A 26,355-nucleotide genomic window follows, 5' to 3' on the forward strand; every position below is an offset into this window, starting at 1 on the left:
CTTCCTGGTTAACAGACAAAAAGTTTGCAACCTTTGTTTAGCTGCAAACTTTTACTTATTTTTGTGTTCTGCGCACATTATCATATTTAAATTTTACTTTCTATCCAAACACCTTAATGCGGTTTTCTAATGGCTGAAATTGCTTTTCATCAGGCTTTGCTGTTGGTTTTCCAAACGGCATTTGTGCAATAAGCTTCCAATTGTTTGGTATTTTCCATTCTTTTTTCACTTCATCTTCAATGAGTTCATTGTAATGCTGCAACGATACACCAAACCCTTCAATTTCAAGTGCTGTCCATACTACAAACTGGTGCATTCCACTTGATTGCTGTGACCAGATTGGAAAATTATCTTTATATAATTCAAATTGTTTTTGCAAAGATTCAATTACTGTAGTGTCCTCAAAGAACAAAATTGTTCCATAGCCATTACGGAATGAATTTATTTTGTCTTCAGTAGGACTAAATTGTTCTGGTGGAACAACTTTTCTTAATGCCTCTTTTGTAATATCCCACAATTTATCATGTTCTTTTTTAAGTAGTAAAACAACTCTTGCACTTTGCGAATTAAACGCCGATGGTGTATGCTTTACAGTATATTCAACTATTTCTTTTATTCTTTCATCTGAAACAAGAGTCTCCTTGCTAATTCCATAAAATGTACGTCTATCTGCTACTGCAGTATAAAAATCCTTTGACACGGCAATTCCTCCTATTTCATGCTGGGGTTAAATTAATTCAAAAGTAAATAATACTTTTCCAGCATTATCGTATTTATATCTAATCTATACCCATAATATTTACTTTTTAACTAAATTTTATTTCAATTAATCTTTTGATAATATCCTGCGTTTTGTGGTATAAATAACAAAACATTTTATATTATAAGGAGAATAATCTCAATGAATATTAAATTTTTTAAAGAAACTGAAGTTAAGAAAGAAAAAACCATTCTAGATATTGCAGAAGATTTGAGTATAAAAATAAAATCACCCTGTAATGGAAAAGGCAAGTGCGGAAAGTGTATCGTAAAAGTCATAAGCGGAAAAGTCTCCGAACCAACTAAATGCGAAGAAGATCTTTTAGGTAAAAAGAATCTTGGGCAAGGATATAGGCTTGCCTGTGAAACTACTGTTATAGATGACACAGAAATAGAACTGATAAAATAAAAGTGAATAGCAACTAAAATTCTTTAATAAACCCAATTGCTTTTTTATAATTTAAGGGTTTACTATCCTTGTGTCTTTTGATAGCTGTGATTTATGAGATAATCCATCTGTTCTTCATATCACCATAGAACAAATCAAAAATATCGTTTTAAGATATAAAAATTTAATATTCTTGTAATTGCACTCAACAACCTGTTCTGTTAGTATAAAATCAGCTGGAAATATTTGAATTAGGAGGGTTAATTGTGAAAAGAATTAATATTGTATTAAGTTTAATTTTTGCACTATTGTTTACATGTAATGCTAATTTGCAGTGTGTCTCTGCAGATACTTCATCAAAAAAATATGATAACAGCTTTTTAAAAATTGAAGGAAACTATGCCTTAAAATCAGATGGTTCAATCTGGAAATACAGTCCATTTAATGTTGAGCAAAATAAAAAGCTAGCATACGGCTTTATAGATATTGATTCTGCTGGAAATGGATCTGAATTAAAAGCAATTAAAGCTGATGGATCACTCTGGGTCTGGAGTGAAAATGACAGTGCACAAGTAGCTGAAAGTAATGTTATTGACAATACTGCACCAATAAAAATCATGGAAAATGTAAAAGCTGTTTCGGGTCTAGCAGCGCTTAAAAAGGACGGTTCTGTTTGGGTGTGGAACAGAAATGGCTTTTTGGGTAGTGATCCAAAGACAAACGCTCCTGTAATGATTTACAAAGGAGCAAAGGGAATTTCGGAAACTTTCGATTACATAAACATAATTGATAATAATGGGGTGCTTTATGCAGTACCAAGCATCAATAGTGATTTATACAGTAGTATGAAAGCTAAAAAAATAAAAATTTCAGATAATGTTGAGTTTGTAAGTAGTGACTATTTTATAAAAAAGGATAAAACCTTATGGCAAATTCAATATAATGACTGTGCAAACTTTGATTTAAAACTTGTTCTGAAAAATGTGAAGTATGTCGATTCTGATATTCTTTCAAACTGCGCAATTAAAGAGGACGGCACTTTATGGGTTTGGGGATTAGACGATGACAACATACCTTATATAATAAAAGGGCGTGAAGATAATCCTCAAAAAATTATGAGCAGTGTTAAATATGCAAGCTGTGGTTATCAAAGCGTTATAGCCCTAAAAAATGATGGCTCCATGTGTGGATTTGGGGCTATTTGTCCTAAGACTAATTATAGTATTCCCCAAAATGCAGCGAAAAATGTTAAGACCGTATTTGATAACGGTTGGATATTAACAGAAGACAATTCTTTGTGGCTCTTAGAGTATTATATTGGCAGAATAGAGAAAACAAAAATTTCAGATAATGTTAAGAGTGTAACGGAAGATGAAGTAATAGAAAAAATCGACGGAACAAAGTGGAAATACATTGTCAATGATGCAAATGATCACATATTACAACAACTTCCAAACGACTATAAACAATTAAATGCTAATTTTCAGTTAAAAAACGACGAAACTCTTTGGCTTGACAATACGGTCATTGAAGGTGAAAAAAAGAATTATAAACAGTTTGACGATAATATTAATGCAAGTAAAACGTATTTATCCAATGACTTAATTTGCTATATTAAAAATGACAGTTCTCTATGGATAAGCCTTAATGGACAAAGGGATCTCTATTCTTCTGAGGCAACCAAACAACTTTCAAAGCCCGTCAAGTTAGCAAATGAAATAAAAGAGTTCAAGGCATGTGATCCATATATTTATGCAATATCCAATAATGGAGAACTGCTTGTATGGCGTATTAATGTATCTGAAGATTCTAAAATATCATTGACCCCAAAATTAATTATGGATAATGTGGATTCCTTTGATAACAAGGTAACTTTGCCGATGGGTATAATTAAAAAGGATAACTCGCATTGGTCTGGTTTGGGAATTGACGAATTTGTAATGCCTGATGATATAAAGGATAATTACGCTGAGGTTTTAGCAAAAAGTTTACTTAAGGATATCGATAATATGGAAGATATTTTTATGTACAATGAAAATCTATATATAAAAAAGAATGGTGAGCTATGGGTGAAAGCCGGAAGTGTTGTGCAGGATAATAACACAAACAAGAACTCATATGTGAAAGTCTTGGATAATGTTAAATATGCAGAAACTAACTTGCAAAAAGGAATTGCAATATGCAATGACGGTAGCTTATGGCATTTTACTATATCAGATTCACCTGAAAATAGAATTTCAGAGCCTGTAAAGCTTTTGGAAAAGGTTAAGGCGGCACACTATGAGCCGGTTAATAAGGTTTATACAGCATTACAGGAAGACAACAGTTTTTATGTTTGGGGCAACAACTCTTTAGGGAAATGCGGAATCGATTCCGAAGAAACTGAAATATTGAAGCCCCATAAGCTTTTAGACGATGTAATATGGTCAGATATAGGCTATTGTAATGTACGGGCATTGAAAAAAGATGGCACTCTTATGACATTTGGATTTACAGCCCCTGATGGCCATAATCCCGAATATCTAATCAATCCTTTGAACTCCGGCAATTTGGGGAAGGATACGAAAATTCAGCATAGAAATTATGAGTCTGTGGGCGTAAATGAGGAAATTAACCTGATTGTTAAAATTACTGATTTAGCGTACACAAGTGATGTTAAGGTGATTTTAAGTAATGGTAAAGAAATTGCAATGGATAAAAGTTCTGAATGCTATTATGTAGCTACAATTCCCGGATCTGATAAAACGGGTGTGTTGAGTTATCATATCAGTGCATCGGATAATAACGGAAAAGTTATTGTATCAGATGAATATAAGGTTGAGATTGTTACAAACGACATTGTACTGTATGATTCTATGAATGATGAAGTTTTTGAAGCAGATATTTCAATTAATGTAGATGGGAAAGAGTTGTATTCTGATATTAAGCCAGTTGTAAAGAGTGGACGAACATTGATTCCTGTCCGTGTATTGTGTGAAGCTTTAAACGCAGAAGTCAGCTGGGACGACAAGTCAAAAACTGTTACTATTGTTAAGGAAAACAAGAATATCAGTTTGAAGATTGGTGAAAATGTTATTTTAGTGGATAGTGCAAAGAAGAATATCGACGTTCCTGCTGTTATTGTAAATGGCAGAACAATGCTTCCAGTTAGGACGGTTTGTGAAATATTAGGAGCTAAAGTTACGTGGGATGAAACAGCAAAAAAGATTGATGTAGTGTCACATTAAGAAATGTTTTGAGGATTAATTGAACGTTAGTTACAAGACGGAGCAGGGCAAGAATACAAAAATTTAAACTAATCCTTGCCCTACTCCGAAACTTCAAGTTATTCTGTTAGCTATGCAGATGTGTTTGATGTTTTAATAAGATTTAAGGGGTTATATTGGCATTGTTACTGCCCGGAATTATATTTTATTTCAAAAAGCAATAAACTTACACTCACGAGTGAAACTGATTTTTTGATCATGCGGTAATTTAGCAAGTAGAGTCAAGAAATACAATAATCAAAAATGCTATCATTTAGACAAGGAATGCTCAAGAAACAATTGAAAATCGTTTTTTCTTGGCATTACTAATGAGGTGATAATGTGGAACGATGTGATATGATAAATACTGTACAACGAATTTGGAACCGTCCCCTATTTATTTATCTGGCTGTTGAAAACTAATTAATTAAGCATAGTTTTCAACAGCCAGTTTTGATTGACTTGATGTTGTTCTTTATTGCAACATATATAGTTTAATTTTTGGTGACTTTCACTGCATAGTACTCATTTCCATTATCAACAATGACTTGTGGCAGTACTTTAATATAGTAATCCTGATTTGCCTCTAAAGTTAATGTAACTCTAAAATAATTGGATATAGCACCGGAATATCCAATTTGTTCCTCATTTTGATTATAAATATAACCCGGTATCTGCACGATTCTACCAGTATTAAATCTAAAGTCATCATCACAAGACTCGATTGTATAGGTGCCTTGGGTCAAAGGTGTAAACTTAAAGTAATCAGGACCATCAACTTTTTCTGCTTTAGCATATATATAACCTTCACCATTGAAAAGTGGAATGATAGTTGCCGTCTCAAAGGAATCATTAAAGGTAAGCACAGATTCCGCCTTTTCACTATTTCCATATATACAGGTATAAATTAAGCTAAAATCATCATTGGCAACATATTCAGAAAGAAGCCTTGTGTATTCCTTACCATCCCATGGGTCATTATAAACAATATAAAAACCATTATCGTTTTCTATGTATCCTTTTACAACATGAAAGTGTTCACCACCAGTCCTTTTCCATGAGATTTTTGTTAAAATCGGATTTGAAGAATTAATACTTCGTCTAAACAAGTCTTTAAGATTATCTAAACCAATCTCTAATATACTAGGAGTTCCATAAAGAAACTCTTCATTTCCAGTATATTTCTTGATAGCAGAAAGCATTTGATTACCATTTGCATATACTTGATTGAATATACATGGATACTCGCCTTTGTTTTCGTATCTGCTTACAGCTAATTCTCTTGTACGATTTTTTGAATCTCCTAAATAATGAGACAAAATCATTGCCGTGCTAGCTGCACCGCATAAAACACTATAGGGCTGCTGTGTATATAAAGGAACTTGTAATATTCTGCCTTTTGTGATTTTCAGCTTGTAACTTCCTATTGATTCACTAAAAGAATTAACTTTTATATAAAAAATCTGATTGTCTTCAGTACAATCTAATTCTATTCTAAAGTTATCTGCTGATTCGGTATCGCTCGAAATTAAATCTACACCATTACCGGCATATATTTCTCCATCTGTATCTATGAGACTATCACATTCAATCGTATAACACCCTCTTGTTGGAGCAGTAAATTTATAGAAATCCACATCGTTCCATGTGTTCAACTGCGCACTAGTAGTACTATTATTACTAACAACAAGTGCATTAGAAAAGCTATTGTTGGCACCATCAGAACCAATAGGATCAGGAGGAGTAATTTTAATGTTATAATCACCTGTTACACATTGATTTAAAAGGTCTACTTTCAAATAATATGTCTGACCTGCTGTTAAATTATAGACTATCTTAAAGTTCTGAAAAACACCTCCTCCATCCTTATACATCAGTAAACTCTTATTACTGTCATATAAATAAGCTTGTGTGTTCAACATGCTCTTTGCCTCAAAAGCATATGTACCACTTACTTGAGGAATAAACTTATAATAATCCAAATCACCTATCGATCCAATACATGCTTTTGTTTCTTTTGCAAAGTCAGAGCTCGGCAAAGTATTCGCCGTATTAAAAGAATCATTATTTTCCCACTCATCATACACAAGGACGCTCGGATTTATTTCTAGATAATAATTGCCTGTCAAATCTTCTTTATCGCTCATCTTGATATAATAAGTTTGATTTGCTTTAAGATCTCCAATTAATTCGAATGATGCGCCAGTTTGATTGCTGTTATAATCATTATAGTCAAGCTTTACAAAATTAGTATCTATTAATTCGCCTAATTCGCCATGAAAACAACCCTCACCAACACCAGTAATTATATAACTACCAGTATTTTTAGGTGTAAATTTGAAGTAATCAACATCTGAAGAAGAATCTATAACACCTGCTATTTTTTTCCCAAAATAATCTGAGGGAATCGTGTTGGCATAAATCGAAGTATCATTTCTAGTAGGAGCTTCACTTTCTTGCAAAGCTTCACTAATTTTGAAACTGTAATTACCTACCGTATTTTGAGAGTTACTAACTTTTATATAGGTAAAGCCTAAAGGCCCACCCGAATTATGAATTATTTGTCCATGATACCTTTTATCAGTATAAAAACTATAGACACTTGCCGTACCATTTTGAACCTCAGATTGATTTGTTTCATATATCGTTAATTTAGTATTTGGTACACTGCTAGTAAAGTCTATTATATATTTAGTATTAGCATTACCTAAAAGATATATGCAAAAACAGTCTTCATCCGTAGTTGTCGAAATATTACCAGTAACCCATTGATCTAGATAATTATAAGGAATATAATTTGCATCATTCAATGTGTTATTCGGTTCCTTATCAGTTATTGTTACAGCGTAAGAAGATATACTTCCAAAACCTATAATCATGATAGAAATTATAAAAGCTGCAAAAACCATTTTTCCTATTTTTGTATTAAATAACATTTTATCACCCTCCTATTTTTTATTATTTATGTTATATTAAATAGATTACATTAAGTACTTTTGTAATGTATAAATTGATAACTTTTTGTAACGCAAATAGAACCCTAAAAATAGTTTTAAATTTATCCTCCTTTCGTGCGAATTAGGGTGTTTTATTAAGTATTTGTGTAGATTAGTACCCAATGTTAATATATTCATTCTAGTAAAGTACTAATATTGAATCCAAACCATTACTTTGTATTAGTTACGGATTAAAAATCTATGAATCAGATAAAATCCCGATATAGTTTCCGTATCTTTTTGATAAAATGCTAAAAGCTACCACTATTAACATAATGCAAATAATAACAGAAATATTATCCATATTCAATACCCTAAAATGATTTTTCATGTATAAAATGAAGTGGCTTTACGCCATGGTACAAAGATACATGCACCTTGCCCCATTGAGGTAAAAAAGACCTGCCGAAACAGGTCAATTATATAAAACTAAAATATTTAGGAATAGCATAATTATTCATTTATACACAAATTTGTTACATCATCAAACTAATCAGCCGCCTCCTATTAGACTTCTAATTATTAATTCCTGTATTTTAAAACTTTGAATGCTATTGCTGCAATTTCAGCTCGACTTACGTTTCCGCTTGCCTTAAATGTATTGTCATTGTAACCAGTTATAATACCCAATTCAACAGCTTTTGCGACATAATCCTTAGACCAGTCAGGAATTTTGCCATCATCTTTAAATTTCGTCTTCTGGCTGTTGACCGAAACGCCCAGTGCTTTTACAACCATTATTGCAATTTCCTGTCTGGATATAAAATTATTCGCTTTGAAGGTGTTATCATTATAGCCTTTGATAAAGCCTTTATCAAAAGCTGTTTGAACATACCCCTTTGCCCACTCCGGTATTTCTTCTGTATCTTTAAATTTTAAATTTATATTTTCTGCTTCTTTAAACCCAAATAGTTTCATTAATACAACAATAACTTCTGCTCTTGTAATTTTATTGTCCGGTTTGAATGTTGAATCATTATATCCTGACATGATTCCTTTTTCATACATTGACATGATATACGTCTCAGCCCAATGTCCTTTAATATCAACTAAAGGTTTTGATGCAGGTATTGGGTTGTCACTCACTTCAATTGTTATCAATGGTGTTGGAGTGCTTGTTGCTTGTGTAGCATTATTTGGGGTTGATGTCTTTGTTGGAGTTGGAGTAGTTTTATTGTCAGTTATGACAGCTGCACTTCGCACAGGTGTTGGTGTTGCTGTTTCTGTCGTTGTTGGTGTTGGTGTTACCGTAGCGCTAGCTAATATAGTGCTGGTAGCAGATGTAGCAACGGAATCGCTTGGTGATGGTGTAGTAGTTGTTGCGGGAGTGTCTGAGCCGCTTGTTGGAGTTGTTGCGATTGTACCTGGAGTTGTTCCGCCAATAAGTACATCACCATAATATACAGCAACTTTATTATAATAACTTCCTGGGTTAGGATTAGGATTGTATGAATAATCATTTGATTCATCATAAATGGAGTCACCTTCTTTTGTCATGTTTATAAAACCGCCATAAAAACCCCCTGGATAAAAAGGAGCTTCGTTATTTCTTATTTCAATCTCGACATAATAGTCTGCATTATCGCAAGGATTCTCCATTTTAACTATAGAATAAACATTCGTATCTGAACCTAATTTTTCAATCGTTTGTTGGCTGTCTCCATCAACGGTATAATAATATCTTAGCTTTAAAATCCCAGGATTAATAGCAAGTATACTTTGATTTTCAACATATACGTATGCTTCTATTTTGTGAGGATCATCTGAGTCAAAAGCCTTTTGGGCTTGAGCTATGATGTTATATCTGTTTTTGGGAACATAGATGTTGAAATATCCAACATTACCCCACAAATCAGTTGCACGAATTGTAATCGAAGGATTCTCATCTTCACATTCGCTAAAAGAGAACGTATAGTCGCCGAGATCAGTAAGGGGTTTTCCATCTGAGAATGCTTCGACTCTATATAGGCTCTTATCAATTACTTCAGCCTTGAATTTGTTACCTCCGATATCAATCAATTGAGTAATAACCGGCTCATCTTCTTCGTAAATATTAGTTCCCTCTTTTGTATAGGTCATGTCTTTGGTTGAAGTGTTGCCTGCCATATCAGTTGCCTTAATGGTTACATCGTTTTTGCCGTTATCAAGGTAAACTTGATAAGAGAAGAAATAGCCACCATCCTCATCATTATATACTTCTACTTGCTTATTGTTAATAGAAATATTACATATTTCGGAAATTTTGCCACTTATATTCACCTTATTATCATAAACAACAGTATCTTTGTCTTCTACATCCAGTACAGGTTTTACAAAATCAGATGTTACATCAAGAACAGGAGGAGTGGAATCAATAACTATGGTTCTCTCTTCAGTATTACCTGAAAAATTGTTTTTGTTAATTGCCTTAAATATTGCAGTACTTTTGCCCACAGGAAAATTGATGTTTTCAAATATAAAGTATCCGTCTTTTACAGGCTCGGAATAGGATGTTTTAGAGCCGTCAGGCAATGTAACCTCCATTGTCACTTTGTTTGCACCAATAGCGGATCCTTGTATCGTCTGTGAAGAAGTAGTACTGCAATCAGCGATTTGCGATAAAACTACTTTTGACGGGCGCTCACCAATTCCGATTGCAGTATCTGCTTTTCCAAGAGGAACATTTGAAGGTACCAGACTAAAACTCCAGGTACCGGGAGCGAAATCTTTCAGCTTCAAGCCATATGGAGGTGAAGGGTTGTGATACTTTTTATATAGGGTTCCGTCAGGTTGATAGAGCTCCAGATCAAATATACCGGATGAACTGTCAACCATAATATTATACTCACAGCCATCCTGAACATTGAATTCCATTTTTGTGCTCTTATTAACAGAGTCCATTGTAACGTCTGAAGTCTTTACACAGTCATAGCCATTCTCAATGACTTTGGCTTTAACATAATCAATACTTGTATCCTCAAGCACGATGTCACCGGTTCCATTATCAATATTGAAAGCAAAAATTGTCTGGCTGAGGTCATCAATATCCTCATCAGCTACTTCAACAGGTTTTTCCGGGTTTTCATCAATGGGATTTTCCGCCATATATTTTATGCTTTCATCCGTAGAATTTCCTACACTTAAATCTAGGGGCTCATCTGAATAAGCATTCGATGAAGAAACAGTTATATCAGGCTTTGCCGAATATTTGGCGGATAGACTATTCTGGTAAATTTTTGCACTTTTTGATCGAGCATTTCCCTGGGCATCTTTGGCTTCGATTGTAAGTATATGTGAGCCCGTTTTAAAGTCACTTGCACGAATAGTACATGTAAATGGGGCAGTATCATCAACTGCCAGCACTTTTTCATAACCTCTCTGGCTTATTTTGAAGGTTACTGCAGCAACTTTCACATCATCTGTAACAAGTGCTTCTATTTCATTAGCTTTTGGATCAGGGTTTATAACCATTACCGAATTAATTGAAGGACCTTTATAATCAAAATTACCCATGCCGTATTCGGCGAAAATTTGCCATATCTCATATGGTCTGGAGTTGAGTTTATTATATAGATTGTAGAATGAAAAAAGATTTGCAGAAATACTGCTGTTGGATTCAAAAACATTCCTGTTATTTGCAAAACCGTCAATAATAGTATCGCTTAATTTTTTCCCAGCAGCATCAACAGATGAATAATTTTCATTGTTTGCATCTAAAAGATCCCACATAACTGACGCATTCGACACTTCATTGAGTTCGGACCTGTTAATGATATCGTTCTGAGCATTAGACAAGTCTTCAAGGTTATACATTCCCCATGATCTGTTTACAACAGGTGTATTTAAAACACTCTGCGCGAAAAATGTTGCCCAGCCTTCAGCATAGGCCATACCGCTATTCCCGCAGTTTAAGGAATATATATGGGAATTATCTTTTGGATATGCTGGAAAAGTAGTGAATTGCGCCATGATACAATGTCCATACTCGTGAAGAATTGTGCAATTTTGCACATAATTAACAGGTGTTAAATATATTCTTTCACTACCTCTGGCAAATGTGCTACTGGAGTTCATAAAAACCTGCTTCTTTGAAGGTTTTCTTCCTGTTTGATCTGACCAGAATTTGGCGCCCTTATCAATAACCTTAAATATATTAAAAGCTTCTCCAGGTGTGACCTGAACATTTCCAAAGTCCATTACCTGTCCATCCATGTCTTTTGTAGATTTGGATTTGGATATGAATGTTACTTTTTTAAGGGATGTTTCTGATTCCATTACTTTACAATTGTCATCTTCGGCCTCAACTTTGAAATAAACCTCCGAATTCTTTCTTGAAGGTATAAATCCCTTGTACTCGAATTTCCCTTCTTTATCGGTTGTGACTTCATCTATTTTCTTCTGGAACATGTCATATTTCTCATATAATACCACCTTTGTATCTTCCAGTGGACAATTATACTTACCCCCTGTTGTTAACCCCTTATCCGGGACGGTATATTCATATGACAACTTACCCTTGATACCAGTCCCTTTGCCTAATTCACATCTGAAATATGTAGTTTTGAGTTGATAAGGCCCCCATATAAAAGGAGGTCTGTTTACCATTGGAGGTGAAATTCCTGCGTCGTGATAACGATAGGTAGTCATAAGTGTTGCATTGTTCCATTTTGAATCGTCATAATTAATTTTTTCCCAGCCATCTTCCTGAATGTTAGTAGCTTTCCAGTTTGTGTTCGTCAGAATGTGCTTGCCATCGTACAAAATGTCAGCTGCAAAGGCATTATACCCCCCCATGACATCCCATCCTTTAACAGCGATTACGTTCTTTTCATCAGGATCATACTCAAAAGAAAAGGTCTGAGATGTATACCAATACTTGTCATCATTTTTTACACCAATCAATTGACCATTAAAATAGACCTCGCAGGCATCATCAACATCAACCTGAATTGTACCTTTAAGCTTATCACTAGCCAATGTTGGACTTATATTGGCCAACTGAAACAGTAATACCAGAACTAAAAACAGTGATAATTTTCTTCTAAACATAAACTTCCCCCCAAAACATTTTAGATTTCAATATAAAAACTCATTCGTCCGTAATTTGAAATGTATTTTTATCAATTATATCACGGCTTACCACAGCATTTTGTAATGACTTTAGCATTTTATATATGACATTTGTCATAGAAATTCCATCCCCATCAAAGATTTTTGCTTACTAACCTTTTCCTTGAATTCGCAGTAATTTCTTAACTTGTGCTATACATATGCAAATGCTATAATAAATGATAAAAATATTCATTATGAGGTAAAATATGAGAATTAATTTATTTATAGCCTTTGCAATCAGTTCATTTATGTGCACAAAAGCATTTATAGCTTCAGCAAGTTTTGCTGATCAAAAGCCCTATTGGTTATTCATCTTTCCGCTGATATTTTTGCTTTCAGCTATCTTTTATAAAAAAGTAAGTTTTTTTAAAAATACAGTTACAAAGATATTCCTTGCACTTTTTACCGCTATTCCCTATCTTGCATTTTTATTTTTTATCACCATATGCCTAATTCATCCTGCAGAAAAGGATTTCCAAGCAAAACTTACGCCTGTCTCTGCGAGTGTGCAGGAAATCGATTCAGGTAAGCAACTACATACATTGTTAGATGGATTGGTTCAAAAAATTGATACCGATGAAAAAACTTTGATTAGCAACTTTGATACTACTGATCTAAAAAACGAAAAAATAACCGCAATACTTAGTAAAACAAAGGATGATAGGATAAAGATATTTCAATATATTAATTCAAATTCTATCGCAATACCTAATAATTTTTCAGAAGAGGAATTGACTTCGTCTGCACAAGAGTCAGCCGATAATGAAATAATCCTTTCAGCTATGGTAACCCTATTTAAGATTGAACTTCTGGAAATTAATAAGCTTAGATTTGAAAGTAAAAACCAAGAGGCCGTAGATAAATACATTAACTCCTGGCATGAAGCAAAAGAAGTATTATCTCTGAAAAATACCAAGTTGGTAGATTCGCTATGCCATGTTGCTATTGTAAAACTACTTGGGGAATACTTTTTTGATAATCAGGATTTCTTTATAAACTATGATTTAACGGAAGTTGCAAATTTAAAAGATGATATTTTTAATAATTTGGACAAATCATTTGAGAGTGCTTTCACAAATGAGTACACTATTTCTAAAATATCATCTGATAAAGCAAAAGATGCCTGGCCTTTATATGATATTAATTTGGAGCAAAGAAAACTGGATGGGCTTTATTATTTTATGATTCAGACTCTTAAAAACCCTTGTGATAATTCATTAACCTATGAAGAACCTATAGATACAAGCAACTATAACTTTTTTATGCGCCCATATAATGCTATAGGAGAGGTATTATACTCGATAAACGTCAATATGTATTCCGGTTTAATCGGAAATATTTTCAAAAACAAGAATGCACTTTCCGTATACTTTTATGGTATGGATAAAAACAACTATCAGGATATACCAATAAACTTTGCAACAGGAGAAAAACTTATTGTTAAGAATTTTCCGGACCGTATCGAAATTGAAGCCGCTCATTCTAAGAATAGCGAAAGTTCTCCTCAAAAGTTTAAGTTAATAAAATCTCGTGAGCAATAAGCCCCAGTTGATTTAGTCTTAAACAAACCCTTTACTTATATCAAAGTAGAGGGTTTATCATATAATACTGGTCTCACCTATAGGTCATACCATTGCATACACAACTTATTCCTTTAGTCCCCTATAGTTTAAATTTATATTAACAATATGCTTGTAATATTGCTTAAATTGAAATATTCTTATATAATTCCTACTAAACGGAGGTGTAAACTTTAGTGGACCAACTTATTAACTTTTTGAAAAAGAAATCTACAATAAGAATTATGATTCTTGCAATTCTGTTCTTTCTGCTTTATCTAATGAGAGATATGATGAACCTGTTTTTGCTGACATTTATTATGGCATATTTAATGTATAGAATTCAGAGCTTTATAAGTTCTAAAATTTCTAAATTTGTTAAAGTCGGTAATAGGGTTGTAACTATCTGTCTTTATATGATCTTTGTTTTTCTTGCTATTTTAGGAATTTATAACTTTCTACCTCTAGTAATACAAGAAAGCAAAGATGTAATAGACCAGGTTATTAGCTATTATACGCAAAACGAAGCAGCTATTGAGAAGTATTTGCTAAGTGCCTTAAAAAAGTTTAATATCGACAACCTCGATATATCAAAGTATGTTGGAAAAGGGTTGGATATATTAGCCAAGTCTGCAAGCAGTATAGGTAAGTTAAGTTTTGATATGTTTATTGCGATAATACTCAGTTTGTTCTTCCTACTAGAGAGAACTAGAATTGCACGCTTTACACTTAAATTCAAGACCAGCTCAATATCTGTTTTTTATAATGAAATCGAGTATTTTGGCAAAAAGTTTATTAACTCATTTGGTAAAGTAATAGAAGCACAATTTCTTATTGCACTTATTAACAGTATTCTATCAACAATAGTGCTTTCAATATTGGGATTTGATAAGGTTATTGGACTTGGAATAATGATTTTTGTATTAGGGCTTATACCTGTCGCTGGAGTCATAATTTCACTTGTTCCGCTAAGCCTTATAGCTTTCAATACCGGAGGTGTTAAGACTGTCCTTTTTGTTTGGGGTATGATAGCTGTACTTCATGCACTCGAAGCTTACGTTCTGAATCCTAAGCTTATGTCATCAAAAACAGAGTTACCTGTGTTTTATACATTTATCATCCTTCTTATTGGAGAGCATTTTTTCAAGGTTTGGGGACTTATTATTGGTATTCCGGTGTTCATGTTTATATTGGATCTGGTTGAAGTTAAAAGCAATGACCCTGTTACTAAAAAAAGAATATTCAAACGAACCAAGAAATTATAAGAATTTGACCTCACCTATAGGCCATACGAGTACACACGGAAAATTAGTACGCAGTACCTATTCGACAAAAAGGCATTCTCACAGAAACTAACTCCGATTGAACCCAAAGCATCCGCTAAAAGCTTTGCAACAACTTTTGCACCTGTTTCTGTAAAATGTGTTGTATCTGTGCTGTCAACGGAACACATATGATACCGTTGAATCGCATGCTATGTAAATAGTCGGTTTCGCTCCAACTTATCCCGGGAAAATATGAATCATTCCCATTATATATTGTCTTAAATATGCGAAATCAATAGAATTTACCTTACCGTCGGAATTAACATCAGATCTTGAAAGCTCGTCATAATAAAACTGAGTGATTCCAAGCAAATACTGTCTTAATTTCGCCAGGTCTAGCGAATTTATATTTCCATCTAAAACTATATCTCCTTTTTTAACTTCAGGAGTAACTTTTGTCATTGCAATATTCTTGAATAAAACGTCATATCCTGGGGTATTGTCGCTACAAATACGGATAATAGCTGAAGCATCGACACTGAAATCCCAGTCGCTGATATCAAAGGTTACTTCATATCGCTGCCATTGTCCATTCACTGTTACGGATTTTTTTGGGGTTTTTTCGATGAGAGAATACCCTTCATATCTTACATAGTGTGGTCGTACCTCTACCGTAGTTTTGTTTCCGTTATAACTTTTTGCTTCAAAGCTGATGGTATATTCCCCTGCGCCATTTTTTTCTAATTCATTTGTTACAACAGTGTATAATCCTTGATTGTAAATATTACTAGTAACGACACTACGCATTACAACTTCACCATTATCAACATATGATTTGAGTGATGTACCCAGATTGCTATAAGGATTATATCGGCATGCAAATGAATAGTCTTTCAATAGATTTTTACTGCTATTCACTACAGGAGAGAGAACCACAGCTGATTTTTCGCTGTCATATACAGCTTTTGTATAATAAAGATATATTTCATCAAGAGAAATATATTTGATATCGTTTTGCGTTATTCCTTTTGTGTTTGAATTTGTTTTGATATCCAGCAAATTACAGATTTCCGTTTCAGGTAATAATATTTCACTTACATCGCCAATGGGCTGATGCTGTAATTTCTGCAAATTTTGGTTGATATATACCTTTTTGTTGTATGTATAGTTCACTTTGTTTCGCACACAGGCAAGGGGATGTTCTGATTTCATACTGTCATTGTTTATGGAAATGGCAAGTTCATTATCATCCTTATACTGAGGCTTGAAGTCGCTTGCTGATGTAATCAATTTACCATCAATATAGCTGTTATGAAAATTTAATTTGTAATTTGATGTATGTATAAGTGTGTCATTATTGATTACATGAATAGCTTGTCCTGCTGTAGTATTCCATGAAGTCACAATCGATGCACCTCTGATTGCGTTGAAACGACAATTGTTAAAATAAAAATTCTTGTTTGCATCGCCCATATTCAAACCACTGAAAATCCATGGTGTGTTGACAACATCAACACAGTCCAGGTTGTTGAATGTAACTCCCTTTGCAACAGATTGTATCTTTGCTCCGTTATACCAGTTATTTATAATTCCCTCATTAGCACGGAATACATACATATCTGTAAATTCTACATCATAGAGAAGCTGATGCTGTGGAAAAAATGCGGCACAGGTTGTTCCTATGATACAGTTGCTGATGCGATGATACCCATAACCACCACTATATGTAATTCCATTGTCGCTGACATACCAAAAACAATTTGTAATGGTTACATTTCCAGAACCGACTGCAACACCGTCAGTACGGATTCTTGCAGTTAGACACTTAACATTTTTGATGAGATGGGTAGTACCAATAAGATACATGTTGTATCCTTGAGAATCTACGAATTTTACATCTTGAATTGTAATATTGTTACCATCCACGTCCATATAGATGTTCGTTCTATTCTCTGTCACGGAAGTGTCGTACACGTCACTAAATGGGTCAAGTAATATTCCATGTCCGCAAAGGGTAACATCATTCGAATAAATATTCAGACGACTGTAAAACACGGATCCCGGCGCAATATATATCGTTTTTATCTTTTCATCAAGGGTATAATATGCACTATTTTCATCAGGGTCAAACCATGGCTCATCCACATATAAAACAGATTCGTCATTTTTGTCTATTTCATAATCTTCGGGAGCATCTGCAAAAATCGAAAGAATGGTATCATCATCGTCATCAAGACGAATCATAAAGTTTGTATCATTCTTATCAAGCCATACAGAGATAACACCATCATGAAATTCGTTTCGATATCCCTTTGCACTTGGCAAAACGCTGTATGTTTCAAAATCACGATAAACGGTAATATCAATCCGAACCTCTCCTGTGAAAGCAAATTCGCAGAATCTTCTATCAAAGTCAGGTGATAAGCATCTGAAAGCCATCTGTTCACCATTTGCGTTTCGATTATATACGGAAAGAGTTTTAGATTGATTGCCTTGATTTACTGTTACACCATAATCATAGCAGCGTGGAATTCTTTCATCATATTCGGGATAGACCATAAGCTGTCCACTATCTTCTGCAAAAGTCTGAATGCTGAAATTCAACGGAACAATGCTGAAAATTAGCAATAAAGTCAGAATGAGTGAAATGGTTTTTTTCATCATTATAACATCCCCTTTGTAAAAACATGAAATGGCATATAAATATACATAAGGTTTGTAACTATTTATACATAAATTATTATATCACATCAAATACTCTGAATTCTATATGTCTAATCTAAGAGCTGACAAACTAAAAATATTCGCCATAAGTGCATTCAGTAAAGTGACAAATTTTTCTCATATGCTTCCACATTTTCAATTGGAGGCAAATTAATTATATTAGTCATCTCAAAATATTCATCTTTTATTGGAGTATCAATATCTTATTCACGTTCCAAATATGGACTGGGGTTCTTGTAATCAAACCCGCACTGTTTCAACTTTTTATCAATGCTCCTGTTCATCGAGAACGTTAAAAACTTTGTTACAATAGCTGGTATTTTCATTTCTGCATTACGGTAAAGTTGGTCGGGAGATTCTTCACCCCTTCGGACATAGTCCATAAACTCATTAAAAGCAGGTACAATCTTTTTTGCGTTCGGATGGAACTTCAAAGGTTTTCCATCCAGTACCGGTCCCAATCCCATTACAAATCCGCCCCGATACTGCATGTTGCAATCCCTGCAGAACAGCTTCAGCATACGGAGACCAGATTCGTGCGTATGCACATAGGGCATGCCGCCCTGAATAATACCATAGACCTTCTGTCCATGACAAAGTTCAGGATGCTCAGCAATCCTTTCAAGAAGAAAAACCACCTGTGCAGGGTAAGTATCGATGTAACATGGACCTGCAATGATAATGGTCTCTGCCTTGTCAATCTCGGGCAACAACCAATCCACACTGTTAACATCCTTATACAAATGGCAGACCCTGCCTCCCATAGAATCTTCAAAGCATTTGCAGAACATCGCGCTGGTCCCTTCCTTACGGGGGCTTGCATTAATAATCAAAAGTCCGCTCATCCGCACACCTCCTCCATAATAGCTGCAGTCTCACTGTTTGGATCAGCAACAAAGGCATTCCCGCAGATATTCATAATATTGATATTCTCATGAACCAAGCTGTTGAAAGCTTCACTCTCTTCCTTGCAGCAACGTTCCTTCACTCCGACCACCACCATCTTCATATTGGATTGTATCCCCTTGACAATCTCCCCTTTGTGCACGTAATAGTGCAAGTCTCCGACTACCGCAATCCGGTCAAGGACCTTCTTGGTGTCCAAAGAATAGGATCCCCAGACAACAGGAGTAACTATGATGATCTTATCCGCTCGAACCCACTTGCGAAGAATCGCATCCATATCATCCTTTATCACGCATCTGCGATAAGTTTTGGTGCTACAACTGCCGCAAGAATAGCATGGCTTAATATTCAGGCCGGAAGTAGAAATGTACTCCGCCTCCATCCCACTTGACCTGATTGATTCATAAATTTTATTTCCTAAAGACTGTTTTTTGTCGTCTGATAAAATAACGATCATATATAAAACCTCCTTACATCATCCAGATTTTGTTCCATTCTGAGCAATGTTTTCTTTGTAACTGCAATGTCTTTTTCGCTTAACCCCTTATACAGTGCGTCCATGAATTTAACTTCATCCTTTTCGTTCTTCTTCACAAATCCAGCCGTTTTGCCGGTTAGCCTGATTCTCAACTTCCTCCGGTCCTTTTCATCGGTAAACAATTCTACAAATCCTATGTTTTCAAGCTTTAGTAGGATCTGCTTCACATTCTGATGCGAACTTCCCGTCAACTCGGCAACCTCACTAATGGTCGGTGGTGTCTCAAACATACCGACCCCTATCAGTACAAAGTATTGTTTCCAGCTTATCTCTTCAAAAAACGCATCTCCTACAGCCTGAAGGCGGTTTGCAAAAGCATTCAGCAAGCCAAACAGAAAGTGACGGTTATCGATTTGCTCCATTTTTGTTTTTGCACCCATTCTGAATCTCCTGTCAATTATGTAACATATTACTTATTATTATGTAATATATTACTTAATTACGCCCATGTCAATATCATTTCAAAACTTATTCATTAAACTTTTTATAAAAACTTAGATTTGAGACTAAGAAAGTCTTTGGGTTTATAAAATAATTATGATAAAATCAATGCAAGACATTGAAAGGGTTATGTTAATATATATTGTTCAAAAAGAAACAGCGAAAGGAAATAAAAATATGAAGATAATAGGAAGATACATAGTTGTATCTATAATAACGGTTTTTCTGTTTATTGGATTTGGATATATTACACATGTTGCCATGGGAAGCCCGTTTCCGGCTATATGCTTTTCAGGTGGTGAAGTGAACTCTTATGTAGGAATAGGTTATAGTGTTGACGAGTTTTATCCTTTGATGAAGGTAGGGGAAACATCCGATTCAAATCACAGCCAGTTTAGTTTCAACTTAATTACATTCATTCAAGGTGTACTGTTGTTTATTGCAATTCAAGGGATAATTACTGCTATAAATTGCAAACTCAGAAGGTCTAAAAAAATTTCGGATTAGTTAGTTTAGGACTTCTCACAGTTTCAGATAAAACTGTGAGAAAATTACCCACTATTGCCGACAGGCCTTTGCTGTTCTTCATTACCGAAGATACAACAGATACTATATTGTTTATGGGAAAATTGTTTGATATTAAGAAATAAATATAATTATTGCATCGTTTTATTCACCCAAAGGGACTGCCTCAATGTGAACAGCTCACTTTGGTTATTGGCTTTTGTAAACTTGTAGAATTGATTCCTATGCACATTAATGATGAATTAACAGGTTTACAGTTATTCCGCTTATTAAAGCAAAAATTATAACAAACCCAAGGTACAAGGCAAACCGTTTTATCCCAAGTGCAGATTTAAGTGCTCCTAGATTGGTAATTTTCGTTGCAGGACCTGTAATCATAAATGATGCAGCACTTCCCATGCTCATACCATCTTCCAGCCATGCCTGCAAAAGTGGAATTGTACCGCCTCCACAAACGTACAACGGCACACCAATGGTAGCTGCCATCAGTATACCGAATCCTTTATTCTTACCGAATAAAGAAGCAACAGCACCAGCTGGAACATACCGCTGAAACAAAGCAGATAATAGTATGCCAATCAGAAAATACAGTCCCGTTGCTCTTATATTGCGTCCAAAATTTTTGAAGAATCGAAATATAATATTAGTGTCTGTATCTCGGCTTTTAGGTTCATGAAATTCTTTAAAATCAAAGAAAGATTTCCCTTTATAAAAAATACGCACCAGTAGACCAGCTGCTATTCCGCAGAAAAAACATGTCAGTATACGAACCATCAGAGCTGCTTTTCCTAAAGCAATACTGTAAATCAGTAGTTGGGGATTGAGCAGTACCGAACTCATCATAAAAGCTGCCAGCCAGTCATCTCTTATACCTTTTGCAGAAAAGGAGGCTGCAATCGGAATTGTCCCGTACATGCACAGAGGTGATGCAATACCAAGTACACTAGCAATAACAATTCCGAAAACTCCTAATCTTTTCTCGCAAAGCGAACTGAATGTGCTGTGTATCTGATCTTTGAGAAATACAGAAATAGCAGAGCCAAATACCATACCCAACACCCAGTAAAAGAAAATCTGTTCAAACTGTATAGAAAAGTAATACCATAAATATATAAACTCACGCTTCATTATTTCCACAGCGTAACATCCTTTGCTTTATAAATCAAAAGTCAATCGCTATAAACATAGCAGAAAATGACGATTCTTTGTTACTAATTAGACTACACAAAATTACTTTTTATCAATGCTTTCCAGATAATAAACGCGGCTTCCAAGTCCAATTTCCTCTGCATGCTTTAAAGTCAGCAAACCGTTTTTCGATTCGATACGCTTAACCAATGATTTTCCGTCCTCAGCATTATAAACCAAATCAACACAAGCCTCATCTACAGCAACTGGATCAGTTGATGCCAAAATACCGATATCATGCATATCCGGTTCTGCTGGCGAACCATCACAGTCGCAGTCAACAGATAATCGATTCATAACATTTATATAAATCATCTTTCCGTGCATATAGTCTACAACAGACTTCCCAGCTTCAGCCATAGATTCAAGAAATATATCCTGATCAGCCTTCATTATATTTCCACCCTTACCACCAGTGTGAATAATTACCTTTCCTTCCGAAGATGCAATACCGATGGAAATGTTTTTAATTGCACCGCCTAATCCTGCCATCATATGTCCCTTAAAGTGAGAAAGCACGATAAAAGAGTCATAATTAGCCAGATGATATCCAACTTTGTTTTCATTAAAGTATTTACCGTTCTTAACAGGTAATGACATAGAACCATCTTCATCCATTATGTCACATTTTGCGATATTCATATAACCGTGGTCTTTGATAATTTGCCAGTGATAAGCGGAGTTTGCACGATCTCCCCCATAAGCTGTATTGCATTCTACAATTGTACCATTTACAGAATGAACAAAATCGCCAATCAACTCAGGCTTTAAATAGTTACTGCCATTTTCTCCAGTACTTATTTTGACAGCTACATTACCTTCCATTTTTACACCAAGAGCATTATAAATAGCTTCAAGTCCTTTTGGACTTATATCTTTTGTCATATAGACAACTGGAACTTTATCTGTTTTTTTATCTACTTTGTAAGAATCCCCATTAGCATCTTTGTTTGTTACGAGCGGCTGATAGCTTTGCATCGCTGGTGTCGAAAATAACTTTAACACTCCGAATACTGCTATAAGAATCAAAACAACAATCAAAATAATGATTCCTATTTTCTTTTCCATACTCAGGTTCTTCTTTTTCATTATGTATCTTCCCTTCAATGTTTTGATAATCTTCTACACAATTACCATTGGTAAGATTGCACGTACAACACGATAACACCTTGGCATGCGGCCTAGCATTATTCTTTATATCACAGCACAAAAAAAATTACAATATATATTAAATGTAACAGTATATTTCTGAAAAATATATTCAGCTGGATAATTATTTAGGAAAGCTTTCAAGCATTACAGGCAGAGAATGTTTTGTATAAAAATTATTCGAAATAAAATATCTAGAGTATTTCGAATTCATTGTTTTGACTTGGATTTCAATCAACCCAACTTTCCACTATATAATCCACCAAAAACGTCGGACATAGCGTTAATATATCGTATTTTATTCTGAATAAAACTATTATATAATGATTATTTTTTGGACTATATTTTACCAAGTGAGGTTTATATTATGCAAAAAGTCGAATATAAAATGAAAGATATATTGAAAGCTACCTGCCCAAATATTATTGCATACCTAGTTGTAATATCCCCTAGTATTTACATATTTGCAAATTTGGAGCCTGATATAGCATCATTTTTAGTATTATTGATATTTTCAATGCCTTTTATATTATTTGGAGGCCATAATTTGGGCAAAATCTTGATTGATTTTGCTTTATGCGATGTTTATAAAATAGAGGGAAACTGCTGCATTTCTGTTATAGATTCGCATAGTTATTTAGGAATAAGTAGTACAACTGTCTATATATCCGATCCAGGGGATGAAGAAAAGGTAACATTCGACGTAAGTGGTGGATTGTGGGATTTTCGATGTAATCAATATAATAAGGTAACTATTTATTTTACAAAAAGATCAAAGATTATAGTTGGTGGAAAAAATATAAAAAAAGAAGTGAGTGGAAAATAGTACTCATTATTTTTGGTATTATGGCTGTTTTAGCACTATTAACACTCTTAATACTTTATCTAGTTTATGAAAAATAGATACTTTGATATACATGCTTAGATTTTGCTCATTAACCCTGTTCGGATACTTCGCCGAACAAGGTATCATCCATTGTATAATTCAATAGACTTTCTAACCCGCCTTATAACTTCATCGGCAATCCGTTGAGGTGAAACCACTCTGACATATGGCCCAAGTGAAATGATATTCCTGATAAGGTTTTCCTCTTCAAACAAATAATATTTAAGCCTAATCTCATATTTGTTGTCTCCTAAGTTTCGTGCAGTCCGCTCTATTCCTGAGAAACACATAAAACACCTTTCCATTGCTGCCTTTTTATCTGTTACCTCCAAAATAACAGGCTCTTCAGAGTATTTCTGTTCAAACAATAATTTTTTAGCAGCTTCCCTGTCAATACTGACTTCTTCATCAACAATTCTAAGAGCCGACAAACTAAAAATGTTTGCCATTATAGGCCTGTTATCATCTATACAGTACATAGACACCCGGAATCTTCCATCTCTCATGGAATACTCAATACCTAAAGGTAAAGCCAACTTGTTGCTGTATACATTTCCTTTTTTATCAGTATTGTCATATCTTATAGGTTTTTCCTGCATAAGTGCATTCAGTAATGTAACAAAGTTTTTCTCATATGCTTCCACATTTTCAATTGAAGGCAAATTAATTACGTTAGTCATCTCAAAATACTCATCTTTTATCGGAGTATCAATGCCTTCAAGCTCTCTTGCAAGCTTTTCACAGGTATCCTTACTCAAAATCAATCGCACTCCATCTTTATCTAAAAGAGCCTTAAGCCAAGCTTTTTCAAGCTTTGTAAACCTGATAGGCAGAGGTGGTTTACCGGAATTCTCAATAGATGGATAAAACATTCCGTCTTTCTCCACCAGCAGGCTTAAATTCTCATCACTGTTGCATCTGTTTAGTACAAGGTCTGCAAAGGATTGTTGGTTTTTCCCTATGACCTTCTGTTCAAATTCTCCCTCATCAATAATTTGAAGTACTTCTTTTTTGGATTTGCCATTTTCACATTCGTTGATAATTTTATAAACCAACTGAAAGTACCTGTTTTTTACTTCATTAAACAATTCCATAGGATAAAAGCATCTCCTTCCAGTCGTTTTTAAGCTTTCGGGCAAACTCTGCACTTTCTAAAACCCTGATGTACCCGGCATATCCTCTGATCCAAGGGATAATCTCTCCACTGTCATTAACTTGCATGGTGAAATGATAACGTCCTTCATCTATTTTATCTATGGTTCCGTTTGGAGCCTCATTCACAATTCTATCTACAATATAACCTTCTGTTTCTTCGTCAATTACAATTTCCAGTTTCACAATCTCCGGGGTTTTGCCATAATCTAAGGATACACTTGACCAACTGCAACACATATGTTTTTGATATTCCTCATTAAAATCATCCCTTGAAAATGTATCCTCAAGTATTTCAACACTTTCTATCCTGTCAAGCCTTGAAACAACACATTTATTATTAATATTGAAAGAAATAAGATAAAACCTTCCATGCCGTACATCATATCTTATTTTATATGGACTAAAGATATTACTGTTTACACAATCGTCACGACTTTTAGCTGTATGATAAAAAAGCTTTATTTTTCTTCTTTTATGTATGGCATTTAAAACCTCCCACAAAACCTGCTCCTCAATTATAGGATGAAAATGTACATTTCTGTAATTAAATATATTAATCTCCGTATCTTTTATGTTCCGCTCATAAGTCATATAACTTTTTAAAGTATGTTCACAAAAATATCCTGAAGTTACAGGAAAAATAATATTCTTATAAAGGCTGATTGCTGTATGCAATTCTTTGAGTTCGCTACTGTCAAGTGATTCAATCATATCAGTTGCAATAGAATAGTGTTTGGTCCTCTTTATAGTTTCACAGGATAGGATTCCGATATCTTCACACATCTCTGAAAGCTTTCTCTCAATGGTCTTGCTGCTGATTTTGGAGAAGGTGATATGACCTTCATCAATAAGCCTGTTTTCAATTGTATTTAATGAGCAGGCACGATCCTCTGATTGAAGGCATAGCAGCACAAAGAAGTAGGTCAAAAGGTCAGTCCTCGTAAAGCTCTTAGTCATGTATGTATTTACAAGGAAATTATCGGAATGTCTCATAAAATCATATGTAAGACTTAAAAGTTTATACCTTCCGTCCTTATCAACTTTTATATACTTCTCTTCTACATACTGCTGGATACGGCACATTTCATAGCTTACTTTCCTTGAGCTCACATTCCTTTTGCTCTCCAATCCATCTCTTGAAAAACATCCGTAAAGAAAGCAGTCCCTAAGGATATCCCTTATTATGTTGTAATGTTTTATGAAATCACTAAACATGAAACATCTCCTCACCAAAATCTATATACAATTCTATCACAGACGGTTCCTAAACAGAACACAAAACCGACAGTCGTCAACTGCCAGTTTTGTATCATTGAGCACAAATAATTTTTGTTACTCTAGCCCTAAAACCCTATTTCCCTTCTCACTTCTTAATTCAGAACCAAAACATTTTTCTACCAGTCATCATATTCGAAGTAACTCATTTCTGCACTACTCCATCTAAATGGAGAGAAAATCGAAAAGAGCATATACTTTATTTCTCTCATGGTGACATATAAGCACCTCCGATCTCTCAGTGTTATGTAATTTATTTCATTAA

Annotated in this window: 17 protein-coding genes; 6 read left to right on the forward strand and 11 right to left on the reverse strand. The window is 34.5% G+C overall.

The annotated features are described in order from the left end of the window. Positions 1 to 100 precede the first annotated feature (100 nt). The gene (locus ACECE_RS0206310; RefSeq protein ID WP_010245617.1) at positions 101 to 700 is read right to left on the reverse strand and encodes a nitroreductase family protein; all 600 of its coding nucleotides are present in this window, start codon (positions 698 to 700) and stop codon (positions 101 to 103) included. Positions 701 to 901: 201 nt separating this feature from the next. Here ACECE_RS0206310 and ACECE_RS0206315 point away from each other — a divergent pair, with 201 nt between their 5' ends. Together ACECE_RS0206315 and ACECE_RS29115 are read left to right on the forward strand one after the other, a co-directional pair. After that, the gene (locus tag ACECE_RS0206315) at positions 902 to 1,168 is read left to right on the forward strand and encodes a 2Fe-2S iron-sulfur cluster-binding protein (protein ID WP_010245619.1); all 267 of its coding nucleotides are present in this window, start codon (positions 902 to 904) and stop codon (positions 1,166 to 1,168) included. Positions 1,169 to 1,413: 245 nt separating this feature from the next. Beyond that, positions 1,414 to 4,374: a stalk domain-containing protein gene (locus tag ACECE_RS29115; RefSeq protein ID WP_010245621.1), complete on the forward strand. Its 2,961-nt coding sequence runs from the start codon at positions 1,414 to 1,416 to the stop codon at positions 4,372 to 4,374. A gap of 512 nt (positions 4,375 to 4,886) precedes the next feature. On the opposite strand, the gene ACECE_RS0206325 is transcribed toward ACECE_RS29115, so the two are convergent. Beyond that, entirely contained in the window at positions 4,887 to 7,328 is a 2,442-nt protein-coding gene (locus ACECE_RS0206325; RefSeq protein ID WP_010245624.1) for a C39 family peptidase, read from the reverse strand. Positions 7,329 to 7,910: 582 nt separating this feature from the next. Beyond that, positions 7,911 to 12,416: an S-layer homology domain-containing protein gene (locus ACECE_RS29120; RefSeq protein WP_010245627.1), complete on the reverse strand. Its 4,506-nt coding sequence runs from the start codon at positions 12,414 to 12,416 to the stop codon at positions 7,911 to 7,913. Positions 12,417 to 12,685: 269 nt separating this feature from the next. Between ACECE_RS29120 and ACECE_RS0206340 the strand changes: the two genes are divergently transcribed. Beyond that, positions 12,686 to 14,020, forward strand: coding sequence for a hypothetical protein (locus ACECE_RS0206340; RefSeq protein WP_010245630.1), 1,335 nt, complete (start codon positions 12,686 to 12,688; stop codon positions 14,018 to 14,020). Between the two features lie 215 nt (positions 14,021 to 14,235). Beyond that, positions 14,236 to 15,303, forward strand: coding sequence for an AI-2E family transporter (locus ACECE_RS0206345; protein ID WP_010245633.1), 1,068 nt, complete (start codon positions 14,236 to 14,238; stop codon positions 15,301 to 15,303). Positions 15,304 to 15,540: 237 nt separating this feature from the next. Here ACECE_RS0206345 and ACECE_RS0206350 read toward each other — a convergent pair whose 3' ends face one another. The 4 genes from ACECE_RS0206350 to ACECE_RS0206365 all read right to left on the reverse strand — a co-directional run bounded on the left by ACECE_RS0206350 (position 15,541) and on the right by ACECE_RS0206365 (position 19,851). Further along, positions 15,541 to 17,967: a dockerin type I domain-containing protein gene (locus tag ACECE_RS0206350; RefSeq protein WP_010245636.1), complete on the reverse strand. Its 2,427-nt coding sequence runs from the start codon at positions 17,965 to 17,967 to the stop codon at positions 15,541 to 15,543. Positions 17,968 to 18,230: 263 nt separating this feature from the next. Next, the gene (locus ACECE_RS0206355; protein ID WP_162862498.1) at positions 18,231 to 18,818 is read right to left on the reverse strand and encodes a hypothetical protein; all 588 of its coding nucleotides are present in this window, start codon (positions 18,816 to 18,818) and stop codon (positions 18,231 to 18,233) included. A gap of 50 nt (positions 18,819 to 18,868) precedes the next feature. Continuing rightward, entirely contained in the window at positions 18,869 to 19,390 is a 522-nt protein-coding gene (locus ACECE_RS29125; RefSeq protein ID WP_010245642.1) for a flavodoxin family protein, read from the reverse strand. Further along, a complete protein-coding gene (locus ACECE_RS0206365; protein WP_010245645.1) occupies positions 19,387 to 19,851 on the reverse strand; it encodes a MarR family winged helix-turn-helix transcriptional regulator in 465 nt (154 codons plus the stop codon). Before ACECE_RS0206365 ends, ACECE_RS29125 begins: the two co-directional genes overlap by 4 nt. Positions 19,852 to 20,008: 157 nt before the next feature. Between ACECE_RS0206365 and ACECE_RS0206370 the strand changes: the two genes are divergently transcribed. Beyond that, positions 20,009 to 20,419: a hypothetical protein gene (locus ACECE_RS0206370; protein WP_010245647.1), complete on the forward strand. Its 411-nt coding sequence runs from the start codon at positions 20,009 to 20,011 to the stop codon at positions 20,417 to 20,419. Between the two features lie 249 nt (positions 20,420 to 20,668). Here ACECE_RS0206370 and ACECE_RS0206375 read toward each other — a convergent pair whose 3' ends face one another. After that, on the reverse strand, positions 20,669 to 21,565 hold the full coding sequence (locus ACECE_RS0206375; RefSeq protein ID WP_040428210.1) for a permease: 897 nt from the start codon (positions 21,563 to 21,565) through the stop codon (positions 20,669 to 20,671). Positions 21,566 to 21,667: 102 nt separating this feature from the next. After that, positions 21,668 to 22,714 (reverse strand): DUF362 domain-containing protein, encoded by a 1,047-nt coding sequence (locus ACECE_RS0206380; protein ID WP_010245653.1) that lies wholly within the window; start codon positions 22,712 to 22,714, stop codon positions 21,668 to 21,670. A gap of 427 nt (positions 22,715 to 23,141) precedes the next feature. Between ACECE_RS0206380 and ACECE_RS0206385 the strand changes: the two genes are divergently transcribed. Next, positions 23,142 to 23,600, forward strand: a complete 459-nt coding sequence (locus ACECE_RS0206385; protein ID WP_010245656.1) for a hypothetical protein — start codon at positions 23,142 to 23,144, stop codon at positions 23,598 to 23,600. A 143-nt stretch (positions 23,601 to 23,743) separates the two neighbouring features. Here ACECE_RS0206385 and ACECE_RS0206390 read toward each other — a convergent pair whose 3' ends face one another. Together ACECE_RS0206390 and ACECE_RS0206395 are read right to left on the reverse strand one after the other, a co-directional pair. Then, entirely contained in the window at positions 23,744 to 24,754 is a 1,011-nt protein-coding gene (locus ACECE_RS0206390) for a WYL domain-containing protein (protein WP_010245659.1), read from the reverse strand. Next, positions 24,741 to 26,030 (reverse strand): WYL domain-containing protein, encoded by a 1,290-nt coding sequence (locus tag ACECE_RS0206395; RefSeq protein ID WP_010245661.1) that lies wholly within the window; start codon positions 26,028 to 26,030, stop codon positions 24,741 to 24,743. The genes ACECE_RS0206390 and ACECE_RS0206395 overlap by 14 nt, the downstream gene beginning before the upstream one ends. Positions 26,031 to 26,355 lie beyond the last annotated feature (325 nt).

Source organism: Acetivibrio cellulolyticus CD2, assembly GCF_000179595.2.
In the GTDB taxonomy this organism is placed as follows: Bacteria; Bacillota; Clostridia; order Acetivibrionales; family Acetivibrionaceae; genus Acetivibrio; species Acetivibrio cellulolyticus.